The organism is Sphingobacterium sp. lm-10, assembly GCF_023554555.1.
GTDB lineage: Bacteria > Bacteroidota > Bacteroidia > Sphingobacteriales > Sphingobacteriaceae > Sphingobacterium.
Genome location: NZ_JAMJWC010000001.1, coordinates 1086524 through 1099167 on the forward strand (window position 1 = coordinate 1086524; position 12644 = coordinate 1099167).

At 41.6% G+C, this 12644-nt stretch carries 10 protein-coding genes; 6 read left to right on the forward strand and 4 right to left on the reverse strand.

From position 1 onward, the window contains the following. Positions 1-30 precede the first annotated feature (30 nt). Positions 31-549, forward strand: a complete 519-nt coding sequence (locus M8998_RS04260; protein WP_249990885.1) for a GtrA family protein — start codon at positions 31-33, stop codon at positions 547-549. Between the two features lie 45 nt (positions 550-594). After that, positions 595-1407 carry an SDR family NAD(P)-dependent oxidoreductase gene (locus tag M8998_RS04265; protein WP_249990886.1) on the forward strand — a complete coding sequence of 271 codons (813 nt, stop codon included), beginning with the start codon at positions 595-597 and terminating at the stop codon, positions 1405-1407. Positions 1408-1507: 100 nt separating this feature from the next. Here the strand turns inward: M8998_RS04265 and M8998_RS04270 are convergent, their stop codons facing one another. From M8998_RS04270 to M8998_RS04285, 4 genes are all read right to left on the reverse strand, one after another. Further along, positions 1508-1861, reverse strand: coding sequence for a hypothetical protein (locus tag M8998_RS04270; protein ID WP_249990887.1), 354 nt, complete (start codon positions 1859-1861; stop codon positions 1508-1510). A gap of 177 nt (positions 1862-2038) precedes the next feature. Further along, complete coding sequence (locus tag M8998_RS04275) at positions 2039-5236, reverse strand: TonB-dependent receptor (RefSeq protein WP_249990888.1); 3198 nt, start codon at positions 5234-5236, stop codon at positions 2039-2041. A gap of 322 nt (positions 5237-5558) precedes the next feature. Then, positions 5559-7943 carry an endonuclease MutS2 gene (locus M8998_RS04280; RefSeq protein WP_249990889.1) on the reverse strand — a complete coding sequence of 795 codons (2385 nt, stop codon included), beginning with the start codon at positions 7941-7943 and terminating at the stop codon, positions 5559-5561. A gap of 21 nt (positions 7944-7964) precedes the next feature. After that, positions 7965-8570: a DUF4296 domain-containing protein gene (locus M8998_RS04285; RefSeq protein ID WP_249990890.1), complete on the reverse strand. Its 606-nt coding sequence runs from the start codon at positions 8568-8570 to the stop codon at positions 7965-7967. Between the two features lie 75 nt (positions 8571-8645). Between M8998_RS04285 and M8998_RS04290 the strand changes: the two genes are divergently transcribed. Genes M8998_RS04290 through M8998_RS04305 form a run of 4 tightly spaced genes read left to right on the forward strand, consistent with a single transcriptional unit; the run spans position 8646 to position 12625 of the window. After that, on the forward strand, positions 8646-9335 hold the full coding sequence (locus M8998_RS04290; RefSeq protein WP_249990891.1) for a YggS family pyridoxal phosphate-dependent enzyme: 690 nt from the start codon (positions 8646-8648) through the stop codon (positions 9333-9335). 2 nt (positions 9336-9337) lie between these two features. After that, a complete protein-coding gene (locus tag M8998_RS04295) occupies positions 9338-10168 on the forward strand; it encodes an RsiV family protein (protein ID WP_249990892.1) in 831 nt (276 codons plus the stop codon). A 14-nt stretch (positions 10169-10182) separates the two neighbouring features. Then, on the forward strand, positions 10183-11451 hold the full coding sequence (locus M8998_RS04300) for an aspartate kinase (RefSeq protein ID WP_249990893.1): 1269 nt from the start codon (positions 10183-10185) through the stop codon (positions 11449-11451). Then, positions 11444-12625 carry a class I SAM-dependent methyltransferase gene (locus M8998_RS04305; protein ID WP_249990894.1) on the forward strand — a complete coding sequence of 394 codons (1182 nt, stop codon included), beginning with the start codon at positions 11444-11446 and terminating at the stop codon, positions 12623-12625. The genes M8998_RS04300 and M8998_RS04305 overlap by 8 nt, the downstream gene beginning before the upstream one ends. Positions 12626-12644 lie beyond the last annotated feature (19 nt).

Here is a 12644-nt window from a genome sequence, read left to right on the forward strand (position 1 = left end):
TTATAATTTGCTGGTTATCTTAGCACCTCTATGGATTCTAACAATAGCAAGATAAAAACTTTAAAACGCTATATTGCGGATACGGATATCAATATATCTTTCAAAAACCGAAAGGTAAATCTATTGAATTACCAAAAATTCAAGTATGTCTTTTTTGGAGGCTGTAATGTCGTGCTGAGTTGGATCCTCTATTTTATGTTTTATCATTACGTGATTGCAAAGCGCTATGTGGATGTGTTTGGATTGATAACAATCAGCCCGCATATTTTTGCTTTTTTGTTGTCTTTTGCCGTCACCTTTTTCACCGGATTCTTCCTGAACTATTACCTCGTATTTCGGAGCGATGGAATGCGCTTTCCGATCGGCAATCGTTTGTTCAGGTATTTTGTAGCCAATATGGGTTCTGTGGTGCTCAATTATTTATTGCTGAAGCTATTTGTCGAAAAACTACACTGGTACCCTACTCCTTCACAGATTCTATGCACCTCAATCATTACCATTTACAGTTACCTCGCACAACGTAAATTCACCTTTAGCAAAAATTTTTAAACATCGTAGCACGCGTTTTGTATTATTATCGTAAAGGATAAAGATATGAATGTAACCCTGATTACTGGCGCATCTGGCGGCATAGGCGAAGCGATAGCGCACCAATTTGCGCAACGTAAGAATAACCTACTTTTGATTGCTCGAAGCACGGATAAGCTAGCCGCGCTATGTACTGTTTTAGAAAAGCAATATGGCATCAGGGCAAATTACTTGTCGGCAGATTTGACCGATCGGGAGATGCCTGAACAAGTCTATCATCAAATCAAAACTAAAGGATTCGAAATTGACACATTGGTTAACAATGCTGGAATTGGATCAGGTGGAGAATTTGGTACCAGAGCGCTTAAGGAAGAAATGGATCAGATTCAGCTCAACGTATCTTCTTTGGTCGCATTCACCCAACTTTTAGGAATAGATATGAAGCAAAAAAGGCGAGGCACCATCATCAATATTGCTTCTGTGGTGGCTTTTATGCCTATGCCCTACATGGCTACGTATGCTGCTACAAAAGCTTTTGTCCGGTCATTTACAGAAGCTATTGCACAAGAATATAAGCCTTTCAACGTGCATGTTTTGTTATTCTGCCCCGGCCTGACGAAAACTAACTTTAACGCAGCAGCAGGATTAGATAATGATATGGGGAAAGGACTCGGTTTGAGTTACGAAAACGCGAAGAAAATATTGCAAAGCCCGGAAGAAGTAGCGGAGGAACTGATGATTGCACTGGATAAGAAAAAACATGTGGGCGTATCCGGTCTTAAAAATCGAATCGGCGCAGCGTTATTCAGCATTCTGCCCAACAGATGGATCACGCAGGTCGTTGCGAAGCGATATCGGGATAAGGTGAATAAGAAATAGGATTGAAGCTCGAAGATCATTTGAGTGTTCTTCAAGCTTTAATTAATTTAGGTTAACTATACATCTATAAAAATAAACGCTCATCGAATGTGATTTTCGGTTAATCGAAATAAATCCTTAATTCTCTCTGGTTATCAACAGTGATATGTTCATATTTGAATAATTTTTCCAAATTGTAATAAACAGACTGATTCCCTTGTCTTACAATTCTTAGCCGGCAACCTTCAACGACTTCGGATCTACCTGAAATATGCCTCCACCACTGATTATTAGTAGTCTTCTCGTAAATAACCGTGTTAGTAAACGTCAGATCGGATACGGGCGTTGAAAGACTGGAACAAAACTGATTTTCTTCCGCACCGGGTTCATCTTTCTTACATCCTGTTATCAATAATAAAGCAGCAGCTAATGCATAAATAGATTGGGGATAGATAAGGCTTTTAAAAAATTTCATGTACATCTTTTTGCTGCTATTGATTATTACGCTCAAATATAGCCTTCGACTTTTATAATTTGATCTTACCACATATTAATTTATTATTAAAGATAAAATTGTAGAATTGCAATAAAAAAATCCCCAAGCGAATGCTTGGGGATTTTAAAGGTTAATTGATGTGCAATACTATTACACCTAGTTAAAGATATAACGGACACCAAATTGAGCACTCCATCTAGATGGTAAATCTAATATTAAATAAGGATCTCTATCTAAATTATTTACGCGATAAACTGGGTTATTCTCTGCATCAAGAGTAGTAAACTGCAGTGGTCTAAAGCTATTATCCCAGAAGCTACCACTACCTGTATATTGTTGACCCCAATTTTTATTGAGTAGGTTTCCAACATTCATAATATCTAAAGAGAACTGCAATTTATTTTTCTTACCACCAATATTTGTGAATACATCTTGTAAGATTTTAAAATCAAAAATATGGGTAAAAGGTGCACGGTCTCCATTACGTTCCGCATACTGTCCGCGACGATCTCGTAAATAAGGATTTGCTTCGATAAAAGTATTGAGGGAAGCCCATTGATTAGGATCTTCCAATTTAATATCATTTTGATCGGTAGGAATATACATCAACGCAAATTGATCACTCGCACTTCCAGAGCTTACACGGCCTGGATCACCTTGAATTAAGTAAGAAAATCGAGAACCAGACTGGCCCGTATATACCAATGAAATAGTAGTTCCTAATGAGCCTAAATATTCCTTCGTGTAAGAAGCGAATCCGATGATACGGCTACCAGTACTAAATGGATTGTGACCTAAAGTTACGTGATTAGAACCATCGACAGTGGCAGTACGGAAGAAGTTTGATTGATTCTGAGACGATGATCCAGAGAATAAATCTTTAGCTTCTGTGTACGTGTAAGCTATGGAACCAAAGAAACCTTGACTGAAGGTCTTCGAAAGCTGTGCCGTTGCCGACCAAGAGTGTCCTTCATTTACGTTATCTACATAAATAACTTGAGTATAGTTGTCAACTACACGACGGTCGTTAGTAGACGCCGCATATAGTAATCGATTATCCGATCCGTTCAATCTACCAATCGGGTCTTCCATGTTCAAATCTGTAAACCTAAATGTGCTCAAGTTTTTAGAGTACATAAATTCAGCAGATGCTTGAATACCCCATGGTAGTTGATGATCAATACCAGCAGAAGCACGCAAAATTTGAGGAAGCTTCAAGTTTCTATCCAAGACAGATATATTTCCAGATGGAGTTTGTACACCGTCACGCTTCGGTTGATTATTTACGTCAGCAATAAAATCGATATTAGGCGCACCTGAACCAGCATTTAATTGATTCCCTCCTAAAAGCACACCACTTTGTGTGTATGCTCCTGCGGACCACACGAAAGGAAATCTTGAGGTGAAGACACCTACACCACCTCGCACAATTGTCGAACGATCTCCTTTAACATCCCAGTTTGCACCAATACGTGGCGATACCATGAAGGCCGGCTTCGGCATTCTATTAGTTTGCACACCATGCCTTGCAGCAATTGCCGAGTTATTAAAATCCGTATTTTCTAAAGGATCTGTCAGATACATAGGTATGTCTAAACGAACACCTGCAGTCAACTTCAAATTGCGAGTTGCCTGATATTCATCCTGCACATAAAATCCTAATTGTAAAGCGGAGAAGTCTGCACCTTGACGAGGATCGTCTGTGTTACTATAATTGTATTGAAATGCACGTGCACGACCACGTTCAAAATTTTCTATGGCAGTATAACGCTGACCGGTCGCCGGATTTATATCTGAAGCTGGTGAATCAGCAAAAGTATAATTACCAAATGCACTTCCTATAAACCCATTGTACATTTTATAGAATTCATTGTGCGTACCAAAAGTCAACGTATGATCTCCTTTATACAAGTTCAAGTTATTGGTCAAGGTAAGAATACTTTGATTTAGTTGGTTGACAGTAGAAAATGGCTCCGTTCCAAGATTAATGAACCGATCGTCACCTAGCTGAAGCGCGACACGTGGAAACGGATCTCCTGGAGCAGAACGTGGTTCCCTAACCGATGTGTAGCCAACTACTAGATTGTTAGAAAGAACGTTGGAAAAACGACTGTTTAGCTCAAGAATCGCAGAATGTGTGTTACTCTCTCTAAGAATAGCCCCGTTTTCAAAAGTCAATGCTCGCTGAGTCCTACCCAGATCTACGGCACTACCCCCTACGTAGCTATAACGAGCGGTAAGCTTGTGTATATCATTAATATTGTAATCTAGTCGAGTGAAGATTTTGTTCGACTGATTGCTAGAAGACTGATCCATAAAACTTCCAGGATCATACCCTAAAGCGATTGCGCGATTTGCCACACGTTGAACATCGGCTACGCTCAACTCAGAACCATTTTCACCGGGAGCAAAACCTAGCGGAGTATTACTTTCTGTACGCTCATAGTTTAAGAACAAAAATAATTTATCTTTTACCAAAGGACCTCCAATACGCACACCGTATTGATGTTCTGAGAAGTCTTCTAGTCTGGTCCCTGGTTGACCATCTGCACGAAGACCGCCTGGAGTTTTACCAGTTAAATTCTGATTTCTAGTATAGAAATAGGCTGATCCTTGGATTTCATTTGTTCCTGATCTAGTTACTGCGGAGATACCACCACCTGCGAAGCCACCGGCTCTTACATCAAATGGAGCAACCTGAACTGTCATTTCCTCAATTGCATCCAGTGAAATTGGAGAAACACCCGTACTACCTCCATTTGTACCAGCATCACTTAATCCAAACACGTCGTTACTGACAGCGCCATCAATAGTTAACTGGTTGAAGCGGTTATTCATACCACCAATAGAAATTGAAGATCCCTTAACATCGGCCTGTGGAGTGAAACGAGTAAAATCATTCAATCCGCGAGATACAGTGGGCAATGACTGAATCTGACGATTGTTAATTCCTGTAGACGCACCTGTTTTTAAAGCTCTGTTACCACTACGCGCGTTTACTAACACTTCATCAAGAGATGTTGTGCCATCATTAAGAGACACATTTAGTGAAAATGCTTCACCTAATTTCAGATAAACGTCTTCATAGATCACAGGATCCTGTCCTACGTAAGTTACCTCTATACGGTAAGGTCCGCCAACACGCATACCAGCGAGGCTAAAACGCCCGGTTTCATTTGTCGAACTAGAGTACGTTGTTCCAGATGGCGTATGTACAGCGCGGATGGTAGCCCCTGGTGTTGCCTGCCCCGATGACTGTGTTACAACCCCCGTAACACTACTCGTCGTGACCTGCGCTTGGATAGTTCCGTAGCTAGCTAGGACTAACGCAAAGAAAAGTAAAGATCTCTTCATAAGTTTTGTTTGATAGAATAATTATGCATGGCAAAATTAAGAAGAGGGAACAGTATATCAACAGCTTAACATAAACTTAATATTGAATTCATACTATCCTTATGTGTGGATAAGTACAAATTTTAAAGCACAAGTCTCAAAAATCGAAAAATTATCAATGGTGCAAGATCAACTGTTAATGATATGTTAAAATATCAGTGCTCCAATTGTAAATTTGGAAAAAGTAAGATTTTTGAATTGTGGAAAAAAAGATTGTCATTCTGTATCAAACAAAGTTATTTATAGCGAATCTAAACAGCTATGTGTTACACGATTACCTAGCCTACTTGATGTAGGCGTACGTAATACCATCGCCCCCGCGGTCAGCATGTTCATCTTCGAAATGGGAAATATGACTGTACTTCCTTAAATACTCACGAACAAACTTGCGTAAAATACCGTCTCCCTTGCCATGAACAATCTTTAAAGAAGGATAACCAATCATCACAGCACGATCCAATACTAGCTCCAGCTGATGCATCGCGTCATCAGTACGCATTCCTCGAATATCCAGTTCAGGACTGAAGTCGGCGGCATCACCTGTCGATAGCGATCCAATCCGCTTCGCAGCTTTTTTCTTTTCCTTCCCTTGCAGCTTCTCGACTTTGGCGGGCTTTACCACAGTCCGAAGCTCTCCCAACGCCAGTATTAGGTTTTTATTTTTAGCGATTTCCATTACCTGTGCTTCCGCACCTGATTCGCGCAGCCGAACCCAATCTCCTACTTTGAGATCTTGATCCGCCGCTACATCCGACTTAGATATCGGCTTTGCTACAGCAGGTTTTACCGGGCTATGCTTATCAATTGCTTGATGTAAAGTAGATCGGATTTCCCGTGTTTTCTCCTTATCAGCCTGCACAGATTTGATTTCTGCAATGGTATTTTCTACTAGTTTGTTAGCGTCTTTCAGGATTTGGCGTGCTTCTTCTTTAGCTTGTTTGAGTAGCTCTCGCCTATTCGTATCCACATAATCGCGCAGCTCCTCATATTCTTGTTGCTTCGTCAGCAATTCCTTCTCACGCTTTAGAATGGCGGCTTTAGTATCGTAAATTTCTTTTTTATCCCGTTCCAGATTCACCAAGAGTGATTCCACGTTTTGCTGGTGTTCGCCAATTTTGGTTTTTGCCAGACGCAACACTTCCTTTGGTAGTCCAATGTTTTGTGCTATCTCTAACGCGTACGAACTGCCAGGTTTGCCAATTTGCAAGATATACAGCGGTTTCATGGCTGCGTTATCAAAAAGCATGGAAGCATTTTCTAATCCGGCTGTGTCACTGGCAAATACTTTGAGGTTTGAATAGTGTGTTGTGATTACTCCCCGTACATTTTTGGTATTAAGCACTTCCAAAACTGCTTCCGCTATTGGCCCACCAAATTGTGGATCGGTACCAGTACCAAACTCATCGATAAGTACCAATGTCTTTGCATTTGCAAACTGCGTAAAGTGTTTCATCTTAGAAAGATGGGCGCTGTACGTACTTAGGTCGCTCTCGATGGATTGATCATCTCCAATATCCGCAAACACCTGACGGAAAATCCCTATTTTAGAATTACCATCCGCTGGAACCAGAAGACCAGACTGAAACATTAATTGCAACAGACCCACTGTTTTCATACAAACAGATTTACCACCCGCGTTCGGACCAGAAACCAAAATGATACGACCTTGCTCGTCCATCTTAATATTGAGGGGAACAATACTGTGTGTACCATCTGCCTTAGCATTCAGAAACAACAAAGGATGACGCGCATTTACTAAATTGATTTCAGATGTTGCCAAAATCTCCGGTAACGATGCTTCAATGTCGATCGCAAAGAGTGCTTTAGCCCTTACAAAATCCAGTTTAGTGAGCAATCCGTGATAGGATTGTAATAAAGGAATATGCGGACGTAGTGAGTCGGTAAGTTCTGTCAAGATGCGCACCACTTCTCTCCGACGCGCAAACTCCAAATCCCTAACCTTATTGTTTAAATGAAACACCTCTTCTGGCTCTATATAAGCCGTTTGTCCGGTAGCAGATTCGTCATGAATTAAACCTTTTACCTTCCGCTTATTCTCTGCCAAAATGGGAATACATAATCGACCATCTCGGATCGTGAGGTTGCCATCTGCTGTCCAGCCGTTGTTTTGCGCGGTTTTGAACACCGATTCCAAACGTTTACGTGCTTCTTGCTCGCTTTTCTGAATCTGTTGGCTCAAGTCTAAAAGCAGCTTCGAAGCATTTTCTTTTAATTTGCCGCGGTCATCTATCACGCGTTCTATAGAGCGGACAATTGCATTCTCAATCGTCAGATGTTCAAATAACATATCCAGATGTGCATATTGCCCTTCTCGCTCTTTAAAGTAACGGATCAATGCAAATACGGTACGTAATGACAATAGTACCCGATGAAACTCTTCTTCTAACAAAAAAGTCCCCTCCACCCGTGCCTTTTCTATCAAAGGTCGGATAGGATACAAATGATCTATTGGCAGCGGATCGTCAGTCTGCAACAAGCTTTTAAACTCGGCAGTCTGGCGCAAGAATTTCTGAATCTGTTCTGGGTTTACCTGAGGTTGTATTTTGCTCACCAATTCTCGTGCAGGTTCACTCAAGCATTTCTGCCGAACCAACTCTTTAATCTCGAGGAAACCCAGCTTATCAGCTGCATTAGGAGGGTATATCATAGATAATGTAACTCAATAAAATTATAATGCGTTCACCGTATCGGTCGTCGTTGTTACTGGCTGGCTCAAATCCATTGCTGGAGGTGCCACCGTTCGATACTGCGTCATATCACTCCGCTTCCACAGGTAGTAAAGGCCACTTGGTCTATACAAACTCTCCTTATAGCTATCATAATCGAAGCGGAATGTCGAATCCGGATAGAAATTCCAAAGACTCTGCCTTACATCCATTAATCGTTGATAATGAGATATTCGATTTAGACTGTCCCGTTCTGCGGCGTAACGCAAGGAATCTACCCGACTGAAATCTCGCTCGGCATCACTTAATTGCTTTTGGATAGTGTTATAAATTTTCTCCGTAAGCACTGGATCAGCATAATAATAATCCACATTACGAGCAAAAGCCACCGAATCCAGACCGTATCGAGAAAGAAGCTGTTTGTATAGGGTATCAATTACTTTCTGCGAACTATCAATGGGCAATGTTTGCAAATAGCCATCCAGCATGTGCACATCGGTAAGCAATCTGGTCGCTTGATTTTCCGCTAATATTCCGTCGGGCCTTTTATCTGAACAAGAGGCCAATAGTAAAATCAGTGGAATCAACACAAAGAATGAAGCACGCATTTTGTAAATTTGTACAAATTTAGCAATTCGGGACGATAATGCCTATCCCATTGCTCGTTAATAAATGCAAAGAAGATGAGTATACGTAGTAATATAGAAGCTTTACAAAATGAGTTAAGCGCGCGCGAAGTAACCTTAGTAGCCGTATCCAAAACCAAGCCGAACGAAGACATTCTTGAAGCTTATGAAGCGGGGCAGCGCGTATTTGGCGAAAATATGGTGCAGGAGTTAGTTACAAAACAAGAGGCGCTGCCACAAGACATTGAATGGCATTTGATTGGACACTTACAATCGAACAAGGTGAAGTATATCGCGTCATTTATCGCTATGATACAGTCGGTTGACTCACTCAAGCTCCTGAAAGAGATTAACAAGCATGCTGCTAAAAATAATCGGATCATTGATTGTCTACTGCAAATACACATCGCTGATGAAGAAGCAAAATTCGGCTTTGACCATGCAGAATTGATCGAGGCATTGCGCGATGAATCGTTGAACGATTTAAATAATATTCGCATTCGAGGATTGATGGGTATTGCGACCAATACGGACAATGAAAAACACATAAAAGAAGAGTTTTACGAGTTAAAGATGTTGTTCGATGGCATCAAAGTGAGTTTTTTCCGAAAAACAGATTCCTTTGACACACTGTCTATGGGCATGTCATCTGACTACCCTATTGCGATAGAAGAAGGTAGCAATATGATTCGTCTAGGAAGTACTATCTTTGGAAAACGAGTGACAAAACATTTTAAATCTCAATAGACATGATCATAAGAAACCATATAATTCCCAGCTTATTATTATTGCTCCTTTTAGGAAGTTCAAGCTGCGGATCGCCTACTGGCGATGGATCGGCGGCAGGTAAAGATTCCCAGAACAAGATCGACACCATTCCATATAAGATAACGGAGTACTATCAAAGTAGCCCGTATTTTCATCAGCGTGGAGATCAATACGATACCAGCTATTTTAGAGTTTCTTATCCGCAGTCAAAAGATTCGCAGTTCAATGCTCTAATTCTGCAATCTTTAGCGGTTAAAGACCGAGCAGATCTCGAACAAATGGGCGAGTCATTTCTGGCGGACTACGATAGTTATGTGGAGGAAGCGACACAACCCGAGCTAGTAAATGCCTGGTTTCAGGATATCAGCACGCGCGTGTTATTGTACACGCCGAACCTACTGGTTGTGAGCAAAACATTAAAGGAATATGCAGGTGGTGCACACGGCAACTTCGCAGAACTCTTTAACAATTACGATATTAAAGCTAGTAAAATTATATCTCTAAATGAGATCGTTGCTGCCGAACGCCAACAGGAGCTTATCAATTTAGGCGAATCACACTTTAGAACAACAGAAGGCTTAGCGCCAAATGACCCATTATCCGGTCGGTATTTCTTCGATGAAGGTATTTTCACGCTCGCCGATAATTTTGCATTCAGTAAAACAGGTTTGGTTTTCCAATATAACCCTTATGAGATAAAGGCTTGGTCGGAGGGTGTTACACGTATTGAAATACCGTATAAAGAATTGAAGGATTTACTCACAGATCAAGGCCGCAAAATCGTGGCAGAAATAGAAAACACGTATCGATAACCACAACAACATACATGCAGGTATTTAAATTTGGTGGGGCTTCCGTTAAGAGTGCAGAAAACATCCGAAATGTAGCGACCATCATTGATACATATAAGGTAAATGGCTTATTGGTCGTGGTTTCTGCCATCGGCAAAACCACCAATAAACTCTCTGAAGTGGTAGATCGCTACTTCCACCGAGAAGGAGATCCATTTGAAGCATTGGAGCAGGTGCGCGCTGAGCACCTAACCATATTAAATGATTTGTTCAGTGATAAAAGTCACCCCATTTTCGATGAGGTGATCAATACGCTCGTAGAGGCGGAATGGATTTTAGAGGAAGATCCACAGGATGCTTACGATTACCTATACGATCAGATTGTCTCTCTCGGTGAGATCTTATCCACTAAGATTATCGCAGCCTATTGTCAGCACGTTGGATTTGCTGTTCGCTGGTTGGACGCCCGGGATTATATATTCACCGATAACCGATATATGGAAGGCACAGTGGATTGGAATAAGACCGAGGAAAAAATCAGAAGAGAAATCCCTGTCCTACTGGAGAAAGAGATTATCATTACACAAGGATTCATTGGCTCCACTTCAGAGAACTTCACGACCACACTGGGTCGCGAAGGATCCGATTACAGCGCTGCCATCTTCGCATCCTGCCTTCGCGCAAAAGACCTTACCATCTGGAAAGACGTACCAGGCGTACTTAATGCCGATCCAAAATGGTTTAATGAAACCGAGTTGATACCGGAGCTGTCGTACACCGATGCGATCGAGTTAACGTATTATGGAGCTACCGTTATTCACCCAAAAACCATTAAACCGCTTCAAAATACGCAGATTCCACTTTATGTGCGTTCTTTTCTGGACCCCACACAACCGGGCACACAGATTCGCGCCACGCATCAAACGCTTCCAGTGCCATCCTTCATCTTTAAGGTCAATCAAGTACTGGTCAATATTCAACCCTTGGACTTTTCCTTTATTGTGGAAGACAACCTCGGACATATTTTCAACACCTTTCACGAGAACCGTATCAAGGTAAACATGATGCACAACAGTGCAATCAGCTTTTGCGTAAGTATTGATGATACTGGTGAGAATGTATGGAAGTTGATGGAAGATTTGCAGAAACGTTATAAGGTTAGCGTATCTGCCGGATTGGAATTGATTACTATTCGCTACTATAATCAGGAAACTATAGATCGCGTGCTGGTGGGTAAAGAAATAGTTCGGGAATTAAAAGATAGTTATACCTGCCAGATGCTGGTAAAGAAAAGAGATGAATAAACGACTGCTGGATTCTGACGTACAAAGCTACCTCTTAGCCCACCGCCAGGAGCAACCAGCGACCATTGCTTTGAGGAAGAGTCCTTTCCCTACCGTTGCTCCCGGCGAACTGGCGGCTCAGGTAGATGGTTGGCAACGCTGCGTATCGAAGTTACCGACCTGGGCATTTAGCGAGCATATTTATTATCCCCAAAAAATCAACCTCGAACAATGTTCATCAGAACATACTGCCTTAATCAAACAGCAGATTATCCGAAAAGGTGCGAAGGTAATCGATCTTACTGGCGGTTTTGGTGTGGATAGCTGTTATATGGCACAGCATGCAGCGTCAGTGATCCATTGTGAATGGAATGAAGCATTGTCCGCTATCGTGGCACATAATGCCAGCGTTCTGGGAGTACATAACTTAAGTTGTATCACAGGTGATGGCATCGCCTATCTGCAGCAACAAGCGGACGATAGCTTGGACTATATCTATATCGATCCTTCGCGGCGCGTGAGCAACAGCAAAGTATTTTTGTTAGAAGATTGCGAACCAAATATCGTGCAGCTGCAAGCGTTGTTTTTCTCCAAATCGGAACGCATCATCACCAAAGTATCTCCGCTGTTAGATATTACGCAAGCATTGCGTTCACTCAAGCATGTCAGCAATGTATACGTGGTTAGTTTGGACAATGACTGCAAGGAGCTACTCTTTATTCAAAAAAGAGGTTATGAGGGTGAGCCATTGCTATCCGCTATCCGCTTATTTAAGGATAAGATTCAGGAGTTTTCGTTCACTGTAGCCGAAGAGAAGGCACTACGTAGTGAATACCGCACGCCCCAAACTTATTTATACGAGCCTGATGGGAGCATCATCAAAGCAGGTGCTTTTAAAAGCATAGCAAAAGAGTACCAGCTCGGCAAGCTACACCTTCACTCCCACCTGTATACTTCAGATGAGCTTGTTTCTGATTTTCCGGGCAAGGTCTTTGAAATCAAAGAAATATTTCCTTTTGGAGATTTGAAGCGTAAGAAAACGTTCTCCAAAGCCAATATCACCACCCGTAACTTCCCGCTGAAAGTGGAAGAAATCCGGAAGAAATATAAGATTCAAGACGGTGGCCAACTACACTTGTTCTTCACTACCGATCTGGAAGATACACTCATCGTAGTAGTCTGCGAAAGACAGTAAAGAGAGCTACTTATGGCAT